The organism is Prosthecobacter sp., from assembly GCF_034366625.1.
GTDB lineage: Bacteria > Verrucomicrobiota > Verrucomicrobiia > Verrucomicrobiales > Verrucomicrobiaceae > Prosthecobacter.
This window is the reverse complement of the sequence record NZ_JAXMIH010000028.1, coordinates 122778-141255: the sequence shown is the minus strand read 5'-3', so window position 1 is coordinate 141255 and position 18478 is coordinate 122778. Positions and strand designations below refer to the sequence as shown.

Here is an 18478-nt window from a genome sequence, read left to right as displayed (position 1 = left end):
AAATTATATAATTGGTGGGTAAATAACGGTTTAGCCAACTCTCCCACTCCATGCGTCTCTTCAAACACATCACCCTTTGCGCCCTGCTCGGTTGCACCAGCCTGCGGGCGGACGTGATCACAGACTGGAATGCTTTGATGCGGCAGACCTTCAAGGCTGAGTCCACTTCGGCGACTCCGCCCACCAACTCCCGTACCATGGGCATGATGGGAGCGGCGATGTTTGACGCCGTGAACTCCATCAACCGCACCCACACCGGCTACCACGGCTACTTCGATCCCACGACCGCTGGCAGCAGCATCGACATCACCGCAGCGGCTGCCGCAGCCGCGAACACGGTCATGCAGTCCATTTACACCGACTTGTATGGGGCTGGAAACACCCATCTGACGAACTTCACCAGCCTCTACAACACACAGATGAGCGGCATCGCCGATGGTGAGGCGAAGACTCGCGGCATTGAGGTGGGCATCGCCGCCGCGCAGGCGATGATCACGGCACGTGCCGGCGACGGCTGGAACGCGACTTCGACGTATTCGACGCAACCGCTCGGCACCGCCGGTGCCTGGCAACCTGGAACCACCGCCGGTGCTTGGGGATCCTCCACCGGCACGTTTTTGAGGTCGGAATGGGGATACGTCACCCCCTTCACCATGACCAGCGGCGACCAGTTCCGCCCCACGTCCATTGCAGGCTATCAGGCGAATGATCTCGCCTCGCTCGTCGGCAGCCAGACCTACACCGATGGCTTCAATCAGGTGAAAAGCCTTGGCGTGTCCACTGGTTCCACCCGCACCACCGACCAGACCAACATCGCCTACTTCTGGGTGGATGGCCCCGGCACGGCCTCGCCACCGGGCCACTGGAATCGCATCGCACAGACCATTTCCGCCAGCATGGGCCTGAGTGTGGAGGATAATGCGCGCCTCTTTGCCCTGCTCAATCTCGCCGAAGCGGACGTGGGCATTGCCACTTGGGATGCGAAGCGTGCTTATGACTTTTGGCGGCCCATGATCGCCATCAACACCGCCAGCACCGATGGCAATGGGGACACGCTCGAAGACGCCGCATGGGCACCGCTGATTCCCACGCCGTCCTTCCCCGCCTACACCAGCGGCCACAGCGCCTTCAGCATGGCGGCGGCGACCATTCTCGCGGAGTTCTTCGGCACCGACGACATCGCCTTCACCACAGACACCGAGTCGCCCTTCCTGCCGCTAGGCTACACCCGTGATTACACCAGTTTCAGCGAGGCTGCTGCGGAAGCCGGCATGAGCCGCATCTACGGCGGCATTCACTGGGATTGGGACAACACCGAAGGTCAGGTTCTGGGAGCGAATGTGGCGGACAATGTCTTCAACAGCTACTTCCAGCCCGTGCCGGAACCCGGCAGCGCCATGCTCATCCTATGCACGGGCGTGGCCTTCATGCTGCGCCGCCGTTCACGTCTTCTGTAACCGGGGCATTCCTGCCCCGTCTGTGGTTTGATAAGGAGGCAGGAATGCCCCCGCTACCTGCCTCAGACGATCTCCACGCTCACTTGCGCACTCGTGTCCATCGTGCCGATGATCTTCGCGCCCGTGCCGCAGCCCAGCGCCTTGTCGGCGTCGTCGGGAGAAACAATCGCCACCCAGCCGAGACCCATGTTGAAGGTGTCGAAGGCATCCTTCGGGTCCGCATGACGCAGCACCTTCTGCACCACGTCGTTTTGCCAGAAAGGAATGCGCAGGTTCGCACCGAGGCCGCGCTTCAGGAAGATGCGGCCCAGATTTTCCGGCAGACCACCTCCGGTGATGTGCGCCATGGCCTTGGGCTTGATGCCAGCGGCTTTGAGGGCCTTCGTCTGCTCATGGTAGAGCAGCGTCGGCAGCAGCAGGGTGCGCATTTCGTCCTCGCTGAACTGGAGGTTTTCCTTCTCGATGATGCGGCGCACGAGGCTGAAGCCGTTCGCATGGAAACCCGCGCTGGGCCAGCCGATGAGCACGTCACCTGCGGCGATGGTGCCGGGATCGAGCATGTCCTCCTTTTCACACGCGCCGATGGCGAAGCCGCTGAGCTCCACCATGCCTTCGGGCACCATGCCGGGCATCTCGGCCGTCTCACCGCCTGCGAGGATGCAGTTGCAGGCCTCCAGGTATTCCGTCATGCCGGCGATGATGCGGGTGATCTGCCGCTTGTCGATTTTCGGGATGCCGACGTAGTCGAGGAACATGATGGGATCGGCCCCCGTGGTGAGCACGTCGTTCACGTTCATGGCGACGAGGTCTTTGCCGGCGGCTTCGAGCTGGTCGTGCTTGAGCAGCAGCTCGATCTTCGTGCCCACACCGTCGCAGCCCGTGAGAATCATGGGGTGCTTGTAGCCGCTGAGGTCGTAGGCGGCGGCGAACAGGCCGAAGGGATTCGCCAGCTTGCGGTTGCGCTGCGTGCGCTTCACCAGCACCCCGATGTCATCAACCAGCGACGCTGCTTCGTGAATATCGACGCCGGCTTCTTTGTAAGTGTGTGCGGAGGGGCTGCTCATGGGGGAAAGGTGGCCCGCTGACTAGCCCGAAAGCCGGGACGGCTCAAACGGAAACTCATCGCTCTGAAGTGTGAAAGAGGCTGCAAGGCTGTGCTTCCCGCCTGAAACGATTCTTGCCTCGCCTGCCAAATATAATGACTGACAGGCACACCCCAGTGTGGATGATGCCCATGTCAGGCGTCATTCCACCCATTCATCATCCTTATGAAATCCATCCATTGCCTGGCTCTCATCGCGTTCACCACCGTCGCCTTGGCCGGCTGTGGGTTGTTGCCCCAAGGTGCCCAGGACTGGATGGTGCGCACTGGCATTGGCGACATTAATCGTGATGGGGATTCAGGCGGCTCCTCCTACAGCTCCAGTTCCGGCAGCTCTTCCTCTTCTTCTTGCACCCACTGCGCCGGACAGGGACAGGTCAAACGCCAGGATGCCTGGGGATCCGACTCCAACGGCCAGTTGGTCAACAAATACCACTGGGAAGTGTGCCGCTGGTGCAACGGCACCGGCGTTCGTTGAACATCGACCGGCAAAGCGGGCGATTCGTGCTTCAGGGCTTGGGAGCCAGAAACGCCTTTGGTATGACCTCATGCACCGCTCCCATGATGCGCTCCTCCACATCCGGCGCGAACTTGGTTGGACGATCATAATAAACCATCGCTCCAGCGCCTTCGTAGCCGCCTTCATCCAAAACGCGGCGCGAGGGCACATAACACGGCACGTCATTCGAGTAGCCGTTCACCCACATGCGCGCACGGTCGAACTCGCGCTTGATGCGCAGAGAGTAATCCACGGTGATCTCGCCGGGCAGGAAGACCATCGCCATGTCATCGCCAAAGCTCCAGCGCTGCACGAGGTAAGGCAGTTGTGTCGGAAGCTTCTCGCCACGGTCCAAACGGGCGAGGTTCTTCTTCGCGTGATACGCAATCGCTGGCGTCTTTGAGGCCGCCAGAGTCTCCCATTCCTCATGCGTCGGCAATTTGTCGTAGGCCAGCTCGATCTGCTTCGCCTGGCATTCTAGCGGGCCATTCACCGGCTTGAGGTCGCCTTGCACGAGGCGTTTGGCCTCGGCACCGAGATCTTCACCGTATTGTTTCACCAGTTCCATCGTGCGGCGCGGATTTGGATTCTGATCCGCGCCGCAACCGAGTGCCGTGAGTGCGATCGCTCCTGGAAACTCGCGTTGCAGCGCCTCTTGCGCGCATCCAGCCCAGTCGCCGTGGATCTCGTCGATGCCAATGGTCGTGCAATGGCAGGCGTAGCTCGTGAAAATCGCCCGCACCTTGTCGTCCGCGCCCGTGGCACACAAAACAGGCAGATCGTGATCCACCGGCTTCATGGGAAAACTGCGGCGATTCGCCGCGAAACCGACTTTGCCGACACTCCATGCCAACGTGGTCGGTTTTCGGTCCGCCAGGGCCGCCAGCACGACTTTTTCGATGTGGTCGGTCAGTTCGCGTGTGTAGCGCTCGATGGCTGGCAGATGCTCCGCCGGGATGTCCATGCCAAACAGATTCGGCAGCACGCCAATCAACATCGGCGCGCAATGCGTGTGGCTGGAGCAGATCGCGAAATGCTCGCCGATCACCTTGCTCTTCGTCGCGAGGCGACGCAGCACTTCATCCCGCATGGAGGCCGGCACGCCGCAGTTATCTACGGTGACAAGCACCGCCGGGCCTTCTTCGTCACTGCCAATCGCCAGCGCCTTGGCAAAGATATGCTGCGACACGCCGGTGTTCGGCAAACGACGTCCGCCATAGCCACTGAGGCGCACCGGATAGTCCGGCGTGATGTCCACCGAAGCCGCTCCGACTTGGCGAGTGGTGTCTGCGGCAAAGACGGCGAGTGGCAGAATGATAAGCGCGAGGAGGATGCATTTCATGAGTGGTCATCACTACGCGCGCCGATGAGGTGGACTTGCCGATGACTGCCCGCTGTCACTTGCTCCACTCCATCCATGCCTTTGCCATGCGCTGGCCGATCTCGAGTTTGGCACCTTTGCTGAAGTGCAGGTTGTCGTAGCGCTGTCCGCGCAGGTCCAGCGTGTCGATGTAGCGAAAGGTGGGATCGTTTTTCGCCAAGGCTGACTGCTGCGCACGCACGACATCGCTCTTCTCACCGCCTGAGGCAATGCCGCCGATGATGACTTTCATCGCAGCGGCATTCGACAAGTCCTTGCGCATGTTTTCGACGAGTGTGCGCACTCGCTCGCCTGATGCGGCCGCTTCGGCGGGGCTGTCGCTCTCGCCTTGGATGTAAAGCAGCGCGGCGATTTCAAAGGTGACACCTTGCGGCAGCGCTTTGACTGCCTGCTGCACGGTTTCGACGACATGGCGATACATGTGGTCATCGCGACTTCCCTTCAGCCAGCAGCTGTTGCCACCGCCGCCACGGCTGGCTTTGACGAAGAGAAAATCCTTCACGCCATTTGCGGCCAGGTGCCGTGAGAAGCCGATCTCCGGTCCCCAAAACAGAGGGTTCGCCCCATCGCCCTTTTGCGCGCGCAGTGTGACGATCTTCCCGCCGGAGTCATCGTAGAGCTTTGCCGCGGCATCACCGCTTCGTGACGAACGATTCGCCCAGAAGAAGGGAATCCGGGCATCCATCGCGTCTTTGCCCGGCGAGATGTCAGGCTCCTTCGTGTCAGCCGTCGTGCCGAGGCTGTTCGACTGGCCGGTGAGCACGAAAATCTTCACATGCTGGCCGTTTGCCTTCAGCGGTGATACGTCGTCCTGTGACCAGGCCACTCCTGCGGCCAACATCAAGCATGTGAAGATGAAATGGAAAGGCTTGCTCATGGTTTCGGCATCTCCTTCGCCAGCGCCTCGATTTCCAGGGCATTCAGAGTCCGGCGATACACACGCACATCGGACAGACGTCCGTTCAAGGATCCATTCATGCCGGTGCCGATACGCAGTGGTGCATCCGTGTCGAGTTGATAGCTCGTGACATCGAAAGCAGACGTTTGTGAAACCATCTCGCCATCGACATAGAGCGTCAGGCGATTCGCCGACTTCACGGCGGTGATGTGATGCCATGCGGAAGACAGCGTATGACCCCAGGTGGTCTGCCGACCGGCGGAGAAGGCGAAAATCTTGCCGGATGGCAGCGTGCTGCAAAACACCTGGCCGTCGTGCTCGGCCATCGTCCAGGCGCGGCGATAAGTGACATCCGGCGTGTGATCGAGCCGTGCGAGCTTCTTCCATGTGTCGCCGCCTTCATATGAATACACCTCCGCCAACGGCAGGGAACCGGCCATGAGGCGGCCATTGTGAACGGTCATGCCCATGACTTCCAGTTCCTCGCCGAGGCGGCCCACGTCGGTCCATCGGCCGACATCCTCGAAGCGAAACACACGCCCGCTGCGCCAGGTGCCGACATAGAGACGCCCTTCGTATTGCGCAAAGGAGTAGGTCTGCGTGTTGTCGCCGAGCTGGCCGCAGTCGGTCCACGTCTTGCCATCAAAGCGATGCACATGACCGCCGTCGTAGCTGCTGGCGTAGATGAAGCCGTCATACACGGTCAGTGCTTCCACGCGCTTTGGGCCGATCTCCTGCGTCTTGAGATCAGGCCCCTGCGGCACAGGTAGCGCCGTCCAGCGCGATTCACCTTCGTGGCGGAAGAACCCGGCGGGCTTGAACAATGACGAGGCATAAAGCTGATCCTTGAACACCACCAGTCCGCCCACGGCCTCCGTCTCGGGCAACTGGCCGCAATCCACCCATTTTGTGCCGCCTTCATAACGAAACACGCGCCCACCGAGCGTGGGGTTCTCGGATTCCTTCAACGAGGAGCCGCCCAGCCGATACTTGCCTGTGCCGGCATAAAGTTTGCCGTGATGCACCGCGAGCGCCGTGACCGAGTTCGATTTGTCCGGCGAGCCGCAGTCGATCCACAAGTCACCTCCGCCGTGGCGATACACATGGCCGGATTCATTCTTCCCCGGTTCACAGGTGCCCGCGTAGAGAGCGCCTTCATGCACCGCGAGTCCAAAGGCGAGCGTGGCATTGCCAGGACGCCCGCAGTCGCGCCACTCCGATGCGCGATCATCATCAATGCCGAACTGCAAGTGCCGCCAGTTCACCTGGTTCGTCGTCGCGCCCGGATTGCTCTTGAGCGTGAGATGAAACCCGCGTCGTTTCACGGGATCGTATTGGCTCATCAGATCGCCCGGCAGACGATCCGCGTTCTCTTCCGACTTCATCCACATCGACAAGGTGAAATCACCCGCGCCAAACTGCGGCGCGTCTTTGGCCGGAACTTCGAGCGCTTGGTCCGCCGCAGGCCAGTGGGCGATGAGATCACGCTTCAATTCCACTTTCCCAGCACGAGGTCGCAGATGCTTGTCGAGAAACGCATACGCCGCCTGACGCTCTGGCGCAGGGAAGGCATGACCGGCATCGGGATAACGTACCGCGAGCCGGTCCTCGGCCTGGAACACCTCGCGATACACCGGAATGGCCGCCGTAAAGCAATCGCGCACGCCGGACACCTCGAAGTCCGGCGCATCATGCAGCGGCGCGTTCACAAACACCGCGCGAGGTGCCAGCGCTGCCAGCACTTCGGTGAAATCGAAGGGAATCTTCGCAGGCACATCGCCATACACCGTCTTGATGCGCGGCATGTAATAGCGGCTGCTCCAAGCGCGCACGTCGCCGCCATTGTGCTTCGAAAAAACATTGAACCCACAGCTCGACACCACCGCCTTCACCCGTTCATCAAACATGGCCAGAAACAACGCATTGTGCCCGCCGAGCGAGTGCCCGATCACGCCGATGGCCTCCGCATCGACAAACGGCAGCGATTGCAGCACATCCACGCCGCGCCGGTGGTTCACGACGCCCTTCATCGTCGCGCTGTCATACTTCAGCGCATACGGATCGGTCTTGTACTCAACCGTGTGCAGCAGCGGATAGTCGAGCACGAGGCAAACGTAGCCGCGCTCCGCCAGCTCATGCGCATACGCACGATCCGCGCTCGCGGTGAGGCCTGCGGGCGTGTCCTTGCCCGGCGCGGAGCTTCCTGGTAGGCAGATCATCGCAGGTCGCTTGTCCGTCGCGCTCGCGCCATCTGGCACCAGCAGCCATCCCGGCAGGCGGTCACCTTGCTCGGCCAAAAACGTCACATGCTGCTGCGTGTAGTGTCGTAGCGGAGTCTCACTATCGATTTTGAGGTCCAAAGGCAGTGTGGTCTTCTCCGGCAGCGCTCCCATCACCAGCTCCATGTTCGCCCGGATGTGCGCCGCTCTTCGCGCCCAGTCATCGGACGACTTCACGGTCTTCAACGAGCCTTGATCGTCTTTGTAGTGCAGCAAATTTGCGCGGTCATCATACCAAGGCGCGGCTTTGCTCTGCGCCAGCGCCGAAACCACCGGCAGCAGCAGAGATGAGGTGAAGATGAAAGCAGTCAGTCGGTTCATAAAATAATCAGCCTTTCCGCAACGCTCCGAAGACCGTCGTCATGATGTCCTTCAGCAGGCTGCTGTCATTGGAGTGGCAAATGAAGCGAGCGCCTTGTTTGATGGCGCGGAGTTGCTGCTCGGTTTTGCCGAACCACGAGCCAGCAGGAATGTGGCGCTTGTCGGCGGCGTCGATGACCTTTTGCACGGCGGCGATGAAGTCGGGGTGGTCGTATTCGTTAGGGATGCCCATGTTCGTCGTCATGTCGTTCGGACCGATGAACAGGGCGCTCACGCCGGGAATGGCACAGATGGCGTCGAGATTGTTCACGGCTTTCACGGATTCAATCATCGGCACGAAGAGCGTATCAGCACATTTTTGCTCGATGTAGTCGCGCGTCTTGTCGCTGGGCCATTTGCCTTCTTTGATGGCACGCTCCAGCGCGACGCCTTTGAGCGGGCGATACACGGCTGCAGCCGCCAATCGTTTGATCATCTCCACATCCTCCGCATACGGAATGACCACGCCATCAAATGAATCGCACACCTTGGCCACGTCATCGGCATCGCGGCTGTGCGTGCGCGCAAGACAAGCGATGCCCTTGGCGGCCAGCGCATAGCGCAGCGGCATGAAGTCGGCGATGTCGAGCGCGTTGTGCTCCGCCGTGACGATGACGAAGTCGATGCTGCCATCAGGAATGAAGTCCACGATCGCAGGCACGACAGCGTGCTGGATCAGCGTGCCAAAGACCGTGTGGCCTTTCATCATCTTCTCTTTGAGGGTTCGGGCGGGCTTGGAGCTGGCGGGACCGTAGGGAGTCGGGTTGTTCATGGTTGGAAAGGGATACGGCTTGGCTGCGGTGCGATTATCCCCGGAAAGTGCCTTCATCGGCGACTCGTAGGTTTGCAGCGCATGTTCACCTTCCCGAGCAGCACCTCCAGCCACCACCGCCGCAGTTTTCTGAAGGCGGGGGCGATGGGTGTTGGGTCGCTGACGCTGGCGGACTTGCTGCGCGCGGAATCGGCGGCAGGTGTTCGGTCTTCGACGAAGGCGGTGATCAACATTCATCTCGATGGCGGGCCGCCACAGATGGATCTCATCGATCCGAAGCCGGACGCACCGAGCGAGATTCGCGGCGAGTTCAAATCGCTGCCCACGAAGATTCCCGGCCTGCATTTGACCGAGTTGCTGCCGCGATTGGCTGCGAACGCGGACAAGTATGTCTTCCTGCGCTCGTTGGTCGGTGCGGCGGGTGCGCACAATGCGTTTCAGTGCCAGTCGGGCTATGAGGAAAAGGATCTCGCCTTCATCGGCGGACGCCCGGCGATGGGTTGCGTGGTGAGCAAGCTGCTGAGCACTTCCAAGGACTCCGCGCCTGCCTTTGTCGATCTCATGCAGGGCCGTCCGCTCGTGCGGAATAGTGCGCGGCCGGGCTTTCTCGGCACCGCATCTTCAGCGTTTCGGCCGGACATCTCGCATCTGTTTGAGCGACAGTTGGAAGAGGGCATGAAGGCCGAACTGGCGCGTCGAGGCTCGGGTCACAATCAAAGTCTCGCGCTGACAAAAGGCCTGACCGTCGGGCGGCTTGAAGACCGGGTGTCGCTGCTGCGTGATCTCGACACGATCCGCCGCGACATCGACTCCAGCGGCTCCATGCACGCGCTGGATGAGTTCACGCAGCTTTCACTCGGCATTCTCACTTCCGGTCGATTTGCGGCGGCGATGGATCTGAGCAAAGAAGACCCCCAAGTGCTCGAACGCTACACGCCGCGCATCATTCGCCCTGCCGATGCCTTCGGCTCCATGGAAAGCCCCAAGTGCGCGCAGAAGTTCCTGCTCGCACGGCGCTTGATCGAGGCCGGTGTGCGCTGCGTGAGCATCTCCATCAGCGATTTCGACACGCACTCACGAAACTTCTCCGCCATGCGCTATCTCGGTCCGCTAATCGATCACGCGCTGCACACGCTCGTCACCGATCTCGACGAGCGCGGCATGTTGCAGGACGTGATGATCATCGTCTGGGGCGAGTTTGGCCGCACACCGAAGATCAACGTCAAAGCCGGCCGCGATCACTGGCCCAAGGTGGCGATGGGCATCATGGCAGGCGGACACCTCAAAACCGGCCAGGTCATCGGGGCCACCGACAAACACGCCGCCGAGGCCACTCAGCGCCCTGTGCATTATCAGGACGTGATCGCCACGCTCTACCATCACCTTGGCATCGACGCACGCGGCACCACGCTCACCGACACGACCGGCAGACCACAGTATCTCGTCGATCTCGGCCAGCCGATTGCCGAACTGATATGATCCCTGATTTTGGCAGGGGAATGTTCGGGCAGAGGAATGAATCCGAGTCATTCCCTTGCCACATCATTCCTCTGCCCAATCAGAACCCACGATAAGCATGAAACGCTTCCTTCTCCTCCTCAGTCTAACCATCACGATCCAAGCCGCCGAACTCCGCATCGGCTCATCCACGGTCAGCATCACGCCGGACAGGCCTGTGGCGCTCGCGGGGCAGTTTGGGACGCGCATTTCGCAAAGTGTCGAGGCACCGATCATCGCCGCAGCGGTGGCGATTGAGTCAGTGGAGGGCGGCGAGGTGGTGGATCAGAGCATTCTCATCTCCTGCGACCTTGTGGGCATTCATCACTCGGTGCTCGCGCAGTTTCGTCAGTATCTGAAGCCGCTGCTGCCGGACTTTGATGTGCGGAAGGTCATCGTCTCCGCTACGCACACGCATACCGCGCCAGTGACCTCGGAGATTCCAGAGGAGACGCTGATCACCTATCCAATCCCAAAGGAAGGCGTCATGCAGCCGGCGGAATACACCGGATTTCTTGTCGAGCGACTCTCGCAGGCCGCCGTGCAGGCCTGGAAGGGCCGCAAGCCCGGCGGTGTGAGCTGGACGCTCGGTTTCGCGCAGATCGGCGAGAACCGCCGGTCCGTCTTCGCTGATGGTCATGCGCAGATGTATGCGAAGACGAACGACGCGCGCTTCCGCCACATGGAGGCCGGTTCGGACTCGGGAATCGAGACGCTGTTCTTCTGGAATGCCGAAAAGCAGCTTCAAGCCGTCGCGATCAACGTCGCATGTCCTTCGCAGGAAGTGGAAAGCCGCAGCGCGCTCAACGCCGACTTCTGGCATGACGCGCGCGAGCAGTTGAAGGCCAAACTGAACATGTCTGACCTCGCCGTGCTCGGCTGGTGCAGCGCTGCGGGAGATCAATCGCCGCATCCACAGTATCGCAAGGACGCCGAGGCGCGCATGATCAAGCTGCGCGGCCTCTCGCGGCAACAGGAACTCGGTCGCCGCATCAGCAACGCCGTTTTCGACACGGTCGATGCCGCGAAGGCCGACATCCGGACTGATGCGCCGTTCGGTCATATCGTTGAAGACCTGCCGCTGCCGCCGCGCAAGATCCTCGAACGCGAGTATGAGGACGCGAAGAAGAACATCGCGCAATACAGCGTCGTCGAAAAGCCGGACAACCGCGTCATCACGATGCTCGCGCTGGAGAAAGGCATCGTGAAACGGTTCGAGGAAGCGGACAAACTCCCGCCCTACGACATGGAGCTGCACGTCCTGCGTCTCGGTGACATCGCCATCACCACGAACACCTTTGAACTGTATCTCGACTGGGGCATCCAGATGAAGGCCCGCAGTCCCGCGCAGCAGACGTTCGTGCTCCAGCTCACCAACGGCTGCGGCATGTATCTGCCCACCGCGCTCGCCATCGAAGGCGGCAGCTACAGCGGCCTGCCGCACGTGAACAAAGTCGGCCCCGAAGGCGGGCAGATTCTCGTCGATCAAACCGTGCGTGCCATGCATGCGCTGTTTCCATCACCGTCTGATGTGAAATAAAACATGTCGTCGCAAAGACGCGACATCCTCACCTAACCGCTAGGATTCAGGCTCGTGCCGGGCCTCGATCGCGGAGATCATGGGATGAATGTGCGGCTTTTTGCCATCGCGCGGCCTCATGATCGAGAGACTCTGTTCAAACGATCCCCACTTGATCACCTGGATGTTCACGTTGCGGACGCCCCAACTGTTCATGGATGCCTTTGATGGCCGGTAGAGGTCGATGGTTTTCGTGCCCACGAGCGCGGAGCCATAGTCGTCCACCTGATAAACATACGGCTCGCCCTCGATCTTGAACTCGGTTCCTACGGGGTAAACGGACCAGTCTGCTGCGGCGCTGCGCACAGCACCAAACTTGAGGGTGGTGCCGACGGCGCTCTTGGCACCATAAACGATGTGGTCGCTCTCGCTCTGGGTGTACGCCGTGGTCCTCACGTTGTGGAGGGAACCGGGAAGACCCACACTGGTAATCTTTCTCGATGGCACTTTTGAGGTGCTTTGGCAGGCAACAGAACCCACGCAGAGCGCGGCCAGCAGGATCAAGCGAAGTTTAATCATCATCATTATAGTTGCGGACCCATTGGCTGGTCGGCAATTCTCAGACAGTCTCACTGCCCTTGTGTTCAATCCGTCGGCCCCATGCATGATGCCGAACAGCAAGTGTCGAGACATTGTAATCGTGGCGGAAAGCAAGGCCCGCCATCTCATGACGTAGGTTCTCATCAACTCAACGCCACGCGCATGAATCCCACGACTGCATCCATCACTCAGGCCTTCAGTCCCGCTCGCGGAGATCTGTTGCGCGTCGGTTCCACGCGGCGCGGTTTTCTCCAGACTGGACTCGCGGGCTTGGCGGGCGTTTCGATGCCTTCGCTGCTCCAAACGCAGGCGCTCGCAGCAGCCACTGGACAGGCGAAGAGAAAGACAAACGTGATCCTCTTCTGGCTCTCGGGCGGGCCGAGCCACATCGACATGTGGGACCCGAAACCTGACGCGCCCAGCGAGATTCGGGGCCCTTTCGGCCACATCGCGACCAAGGTGCCCGGCATTCATGTCTGCGAGCATTTGCCACTGACCGCGAAGATCATGGACAAGCTCACGCTGATCCGCTCGGTCGATTGCAGCGCCAGCAATCACACACCGATCACCATGCAGGCCTGCAATCCGCTCGCGAAGCGCACGAACGATGGTCGTGATGGCGGCGGCTGGCCTTCGATGGGTTCGATTGCGGCAAAGTTTCGTGGGGCAAACGCACCAGGCATTCCCGGTTACGTTGCGCTGGCTGACTCACTGCCTGCCGACATCTGGGGCGCGGGGCACATGGGTGGCGACTTTGAACCTGTCAGCGGCAAGGATTTGTCCGGCCGCCTCAAACTCTCCGAGGGCCTGACCATCGAGCGCCTCGGCAATCGCCGTGATTTGCTCACGCAGATGGACGACTGGAAGCGCAGTGTCGATGGCAATGCGCAGATCGCCGCTGCGGATCGCTACACGCAGCAGGCCTACGAGGTGCTCATGACCGGCAACGCGCAACGCGCCTTCAATCTCGACGCCGAATCACCCGCGATGCGTGACCGCTACGGCCGCGACAGCATTGGCGAAAAGGCGCTGCTGGCACGTCGTCTCGTCGAAGCCGGCTCTACCTTTGTCACCGTGAGCGGTGCCTGGGGCTACTTCGATCATCATGGCGATGAAGTGAAGTGGGGCGGCATCAAAAAGGGCCTCACGCCGCTGCTGCCCAGCGTGGACCGCACGCTGCACGCCATCGTCACCGATCTCGAAGAACGTGGCCTGCTCGACAGCACGCTCATCCTCATGATGGGTGAGTTTGGCCGCAGCCCGACCATCAACAAGAACGCCGGACGCGATCACTGGCCGCGCGTGATGTCCATGGTCGTCGCGGGTGGGGGAATGCGGCACGGCCAGGTCATCGGCAGCACCGACCGCCAGGGCGGAGACATCGACAGCCGTCGCGTCGCGCCCGGTGATCTCGCCGCCACCGTGTTTCATCATCTCGGCATCGAGCAGAACACCAATTGGATAGATCCGCAGGGCCGTCCTCGACCCATTGTCGCGGATGAAGGCAAGGTGATCAGCGAATTGGTTGGCTGAGTTCGGTGCGCGAGCGCATTCTCCCGCATCTCATGAACGCCCGCCTCATCCTCGCGCTCCTCGCCACCTCGCTTCCACTTTCTGCGCACGACCTCGTGCTCGCTAACGGTCGCGTGATGGACCCGGCCAGCGGGCTCGACGCCGTGCGGCACATCGGCATTACGGGCGGCAAAATCAGCGCGATCTCCGAGACGCCGCTTTCCGGCGACAAGGTTCTCGATGTGGCCGGGCATGTCGTTTCGCCCGGTTTCATTGATCTGCACGCGCACGGTCAGACGACGGGAGATTTGCAGATCAAGGCACAGGATGGTGTGACAACGGCGTTGGAGCTTGAAGGAGGCGTCTATCCTGTTGCAGAGTGGTATCAGTCGATGGAAAGCAGCGCACCGATTCATTATGGCGCCACGGTGGGCCACATCTCGTCAAGATTTGCCGCGTTTCACCCGGAACTCAAAACGGGACAGTGGGCAAGTGGCAAGGCGCGACTCGCTCTTCTGGGCCCAAAGCCCGACGGTGCGAACAAGGTGGCAGGCGCGGTAGAAATGAAGCGCATGAGCGACGCGATCCGCACGGGGCTCGATGAAGGCGCACTCGGGGTCGGTTTCGGCATCAATTACACGCCAGCGGCCACGCCGGAGGAGATCGAGGCGCTGTTTCGCATCGCGGCGGAACGGAAGGTGCCCGCGTTTGTCCACACGCGGGCCTTTGGCATCGCGCCGATCCGCGAGGCAATCACCACGGCGAAAAAGACCGGCGCGGCACTGCACATCGTCCACATCGGTAGCAGCAGCATCTCGGATGTTCCTGAGGTGCTGAAACTGATCGATGAAAACCGCACGGCAGGCATGGATCTCACGACCGAGGTCTATCCCTACACCGCCGCGTCCACGATGTTGGAGTCGGCGATGTTTAATCCAGGCTGGCAGGAGAATCTGCGCATCAGCTACGGCGACATCGTGTGGACGGCCACGGGCGACCGGCTCACGAAGGAGAGCTTTGAGCGCTATCGCAAACAAGGCGGCTGGGTCATCATGTACATGATGAAGGAAGCCAACGTCGAAATGGCCATCGCACATCCCGGCGTGATGATCGCCAGCGACGGCGTGCCGTTTGTCGATGGCAAAGGCCATCCACGCGGCGCAGGAACGTATGCGCGTGTGCTCGGCCATTACTCTCGCGAGAAGAAACTGCTGCCGCTCATGGATGCGCTGGCGAAGATGACGATTCTGCCCGCGAAGCGTCTTGAAGGCCACGTCCCGATGATGAAAAACAAAGGCCGCATCGCCGTCGGTGCCGATGCGGACATCACCGTCTTCGATCCGGCCAAAGTGATCGACCGCGCGACGTTTGAAGCGCCCACCACGCCTTCCGCGGGCATTCCACATGTGCTGGTGAACGGCATTTTCGTCGTCCGCGATGGTGAACTCGTGAAAGATGCCCGTCCGGGCCGCGCTGTGAAAGCACGCAAATAGTGGTCCACCGAACCCACCAAAAATCATGAAACCGCTTCTGTTCTCCATCCTCCTCGCCACCACCGCCCTCGCCGATGACGTGCCGCAGTGGCGCGATCTCTTCAATGGCAAGGACCTCACCGGCTGGGTGGATGTGAACACGAGCAAAGAAACCTGGCGCGTCAAAGACGGCCTGCTCGTCTGCAAAGGCTTGCCCATCGGCGTCATGCGCAGCGAGAAGCAGTATGAAAACTTCATCCTGCACATCGAGTGGAAGCACACGCAGGCGGGCGGAAACTCCGGCGTCTTCGTCTGGAGCGAAGGGAGCACGCCTCCGAATCGACCGCTGCCGAAGGGTATGGAAGTGCAGATGCTGGAGCTGGAATGGCCCCAGCTCCATCCCGGCAAAGACGGTCAGCCAAATCATCCTGGTTATGTTTCAGGCGAACTCTTCGGCGCGAACGGCCTCGAAGGCATTCCCGACAATCCACGCGGTCGCCGCAGCATGTCGTGGGAGTTTCGCTGCAAGGGCAAGGGCGAATGGAACACCTACGACGTCGTCTGCGTGGATGGCACGGTGAAGCTTTCGATCAACGGCAAGTTCGTGAACGGCATCAGCCAGTCCACCGTGCGCAAAGGCTACCTCTGCCTCGAATCCGAAGGCGCGGAGATTCACTTTCGGAACATCAAGATCATGGAGCTTCCCGGCGGCCGCGCGACGCCGGAGCAAACGGCTCCAGTCGTCGGAAAATAGTCGCTTGGTTTGCTTGAACAGCTTCTCGACCTCATATCATCGAGCGGGATCGCGAAATGGTGTAGCATGCGTGGCCGTGAGACTCTAAAATCAAAACCATGCTGTGCTTGCCATGACTGACTACCCCGACGCTGACGAGATGGATACGCTTGAGTTAGCTTCAAGCGATTATGGTCGTGTTAATGCAATTTACGAGATTGCGCAGGCAATCGACGACAGCGGACGGTTATCGGAACTACTATCAGAAAAGTCGTGGGATAGATATGAAAGTCATGAGCCTAACACAGACCTGTTGATTCAACTGGTGGAGGATCGTCACCCAAAGATTGCAAATTGTTTTGCGTTTCGTTGCGACATCGAACGATTGGCCGATGACCGTTCCCCAATCTATTTCGCGAGTGCATTGAATTTTGCGAGACGAGTTTGGCAGGAATTGAGTTCTCAAATTCGCAAACGTGCAGGCGACATGAACCTTGGAGGCATATCCAATGAGCATCGGGGTGGGGTACATGTTTCCGTGGTCTTCGAAGAAGCCATGAGGCGTCTCAAATGGAACATCGATTTTGCAGATAGGTGGGGCGCTCCGCCGGACTACTTGATGTACAACACGGCTTGCCCGGTTGAACAGGCAGATTTTTACAATACCGAGGGTTGGCGGTGTCGCGCTGAAAGCATTAAGGCTTTAGATAGTCGTCGATGTAAACAATGTGGTCGCGGCAATGCGACGGAGTCGATCCATGCTCATCACGATGAGCCAATTTATGGTCTGCTGACGACTTCTTTTGTGAAAAATTTCGAATCAAATCGCATTTATTCGATGTGCAAAAGCTGCCACGAAGCCTTCCACAGAGAACGTCTAAAACATAGACGTGATTTCGTGCCGGTGTCGAGTGAGATGCTCGAGTATAGAAGACTTGTCAGGATTGCTCACGATAACAGCCGAGTCTGTGGATATTGCTTTGGAATCGATTCTCTGCCGACTTTTTACCAACCGCAGACTGATTACCTTCAGATACTTTCATCATAAAAGCTGCCGCAACGCGGGCTGTTGGCGGTCATTTAATCCGTGTTATCAATTCCTCGACCTTCGTCGTAATTCGCTCCTCCACGGTCTCGGTGTAAGGCGCACGATGGCCGTATTCAAACATGCCGGTCACACCCTCGTAACCGCCTTCCTTCAAGACGCGTAGCGAAGGCACATAACTGAGCAGGTCGTTGTTGTAACCACAGACCCACGTGTTGTTCCAGCCGTAGGCCGCTTTGAACTTCAGCGAGTAATCCACGACCGTCTCGCCAGTCAGCGCGATGAAGGTGAAGTCTGCCCCGATGCGCCACACTTGAACCGGATACTTCACGCGATCCGGCGGTGAGCCCAGTGTCTCATACTGCCGGATGAAGTGCTCGAACTCGCGTTTCGGCATGCCGGTGAGGTTCGGAACGCGTTGCTTCAACTCATCGAGCGGGATTCCAGGTTGCAATTCCAGTTCCGTCTCGCCCATCGCGGCACGAATCGGCCCCGTGAGTGATTTCATCGTGCCAGCGATGACCTGACGCACAGCTTCCGCCAAAACCTCGCCATACATGCCCGCCAGTTCCGTTGCTTCGACATCCTTCCCGCGAATGCGCGGCAGTGGATTCGCATCGCCGCCGCAATTCTGCACAAACATCGCCACCGAGCCTGGAAACGACTTCTCCAGCTCAAGCTGCGCAAAGCCCGCGTAGTCGCCATTGATGCTCAGGCCGCCGAGAGCCGTCGTGTGGCAGGAATAACCAAACACGATGGCCTTGAGATCATTGCCGGCCTTCACCGTGAGCACCGGCACATCCTGATCCACCTGCCCGCCGAGCGCTCGGCTTTCAGCACCGCGTGAGCGACGACGATTCACCGCCACCCCGGCCAGCCCTTGCTCAAACGCTAGCTCCGCCGGTGCGAGGTTCGCGATGGCCTTGCCGATCACCTCATCATACTTCGCATACACCATCGCCGTGTAGCGATCCTTCGCCGCCGCCTCTTCCGGCGTGAATTCATAATACAACCACAGCACATCCTCCGTCACCGGGCACGAGTGATTGTGCGACGTGTTCAAGATCAGCCGCTCCCGCGGCACTCCATGCTTCGCCGTCGCGTTCTTCGCGATCACCGCGACCATCTTGTCGCTCAGCCCCACCAAATCCGCCGTCACCAGCACCGAAGTCGCACCCGAGTCATCCTTCAGCGCCAGCGCCTTCAGCCAGATCGCATGCTCCACCCGCTCCGACATGCGCGTCTTGCCTCCATACCCCGCCAGCGGCACGGATTCGGTCGGTGTGATGTCGGCTTTCGACACGCCAGCTTGCCAGGCCGCAGAGACTGGCATCGACAACAAGCATAGGACT

The 18478-nt window shown here is 60.1% G+C and carries 15 protein-coding genes; 8 read left to right on the top strand and 7 right to left on the bottom strand.

The genetic code is table 11. The features are described from left to right. Positions 1-50 precede the first annotated feature (50 nt). Positions 51-1457, top strand: a complete 1407-nt coding sequence (locus U1A53_RS25720; RefSeq protein ID WP_322284767.1) for a vanadium-dependent haloperoxidase — start codon at positions 51-53, stop codon at positions 1455-1457. Positions 1458-1519: 62 nt separating this feature from the next. Here the strand turns inward: U1A53_RS25720 and purM are convergent, their stop codons facing one another. Beyond that, complete coding sequence (gene purM / locus U1A53_RS25715) at positions 1520-2521, bottom strand: phosphoribosylformylglycinamidine cyclo-ligase (protein ID WP_322284766.1); 1002 nt, start codon at positions 2519-2521, stop codon at positions 1520-1522. Between the two features lie 204 nt (positions 2522-2725). On the opposite strand from purM, the gene U1A53_RS25710 reads away from it, so the two are divergent. Then, positions 2726-3037, top strand: a complete 312-nt coding sequence (locus tag U1A53_RS25710; RefSeq protein ID WP_322284765.1) for a hypothetical protein — start codon at positions 2726-2728, stop codon at positions 3035-3037. A 31-nt stretch (positions 3038-3068) separates the two neighbouring features. Here U1A53_RS25710 and U1A53_RS25705 read toward each other — a convergent pair whose 3' ends face one another. Genes U1A53_RS25705 through U1A53_RS25690 form a run of 4 tightly spaced genes read right to left on the bottom strand, consistent with a single transcriptional unit; the run spans position 3069 to position 8748 of the window. Beyond that, positions 3069-4400 (bottom strand): neutral/alkaline non-lysosomal ceramidase N-terminal domain-containing protein, encoded by a 1332-nt coding sequence (locus tag U1A53_RS25705; protein WP_322284764.1) that lies wholly within the window; start codon positions 4398-4400, stop codon positions 3069-3071. Positions 4401-4455: 55 nt separating this feature from the next. Next, positions 4456-5316: a sialate O-acetylesterase gene (locus U1A53_RS25700; protein ID WP_322284763.1), complete on the bottom strand. Its 861-nt coding sequence runs from the start codon at positions 5314-5316 to the stop codon at positions 4456-4458. Continuing rightward, a complete protein-coding gene (locus U1A53_RS25695) occupies positions 5313-7937 on the bottom strand; it encodes a LamG-like jellyroll fold domain-containing protein (protein ID WP_322284762.1) in 2625 nt (874 codons plus the stop codon). The genes U1A53_RS25700 and U1A53_RS25695 overlap by 4 nt, the downstream gene beginning before the upstream one ends. A gap of 7 nt (positions 7938-7944) precedes the next feature. Further along, the gene (locus tag U1A53_RS25690) at positions 7945-8748 is read right to left on the bottom strand and encodes an aldolase/citrate lyase family protein (RefSeq protein WP_322284761.1); all 804 of its coding nucleotides are present in this window, start codon (positions 8746-8748) and stop codon (positions 7945-7947) included. A gap of 81 nt (positions 8749-8829) precedes the next feature. Here U1A53_RS25690 and U1A53_RS25685 point away from each other — a divergent pair, with 81 nt between their 5' ends. Beyond that, positions 8830-10227, top strand: coding sequence for a DUF1501 domain-containing protein (locus U1A53_RS25685; protein ID WP_322284759.1), 1398 nt, complete (start codon positions 8830-8832; stop codon positions 10225-10227). A 97-nt stretch (positions 10228-10324) separates the two neighbouring features. Continuing rightward, positions 10325-11785: a hypothetical protein gene (locus U1A53_RS25680; protein ID WP_322284757.1), complete on the top strand. Its 1461-nt coding sequence runs from the start codon at positions 10325-10327 to the stop codon at positions 11783-11785. A gap of 39 nt (positions 11786-11824) precedes the next feature. Here U1A53_RS25680 and U1A53_RS25675 read toward each other — a convergent pair whose 3' ends face one another. Then, the gene (locus U1A53_RS25675) at positions 11825-12220 is read right to left on the bottom strand and encodes a 3D domain-containing protein (protein ID WP_322284756.1); all 396 of its coding nucleotides are present in this window, start codon (positions 12218-12220) and stop codon (positions 11825-11827) included. A gap of 306 nt (positions 12221-12526) precedes the next feature. Between U1A53_RS25675 and U1A53_RS25670 the strand changes: the two genes are divergently transcribed. The 4 genes from U1A53_RS25670 to U1A53_RS25655 all read left to right on the top strand — a co-directional run bounded on the left by U1A53_RS25670 (position 12527) and on the right by U1A53_RS25655 (position 17129). Then, positions 12527-13897 carry a DUF1501 domain-containing protein gene (locus U1A53_RS25670; RefSeq protein ID WP_322284755.1) on the top strand — a complete coding sequence of 457 codons (1371 nt, stop codon included), beginning with the start codon at positions 12527-12529 and terminating at the stop codon, positions 13895-13897. Positions 13898-13929: 32 nt separating this feature from the next. After that, positions 13930-15369, top strand: coding sequence for an amidohydrolase family protein (locus tag U1A53_RS25665; protein WP_322284754.1), 1440 nt, complete (start codon positions 13930-13932; stop codon positions 15367-15369). A 25-nt stretch (positions 15370-15394) separates the two neighbouring features. Continuing rightward, positions 15395-16102 carry a DUF1080 domain-containing protein gene (locus tag U1A53_RS25660; protein ID WP_322284752.1) on the top strand — a complete coding sequence of 236 codons (708 nt, stop codon included), beginning with the start codon at positions 15395-15397 and terminating at the stop codon, positions 16100-16102. A gap of 112 nt (positions 16103-16214) precedes the next feature. Continuing rightward, entirely contained in the window at positions 16215-17129 is a 915-nt protein-coding gene (locus U1A53_RS25655; protein ID WP_322284751.1) for a hypothetical protein, read from the top strand. Between the two features lie 28 nt (positions 17130-17157). Here the strand turns inward: U1A53_RS25655 and U1A53_RS25650 are convergent, their stop codons facing one another. After that, positions 17158-18459, bottom strand: a complete 1302-nt coding sequence (locus U1A53_RS25650; protein ID WP_322284750.1) for a hypothetical protein — start codon at positions 18457-18459, stop codon at positions 17158-17160. Positions 18460-18478 lie beyond the last annotated feature (19 nt).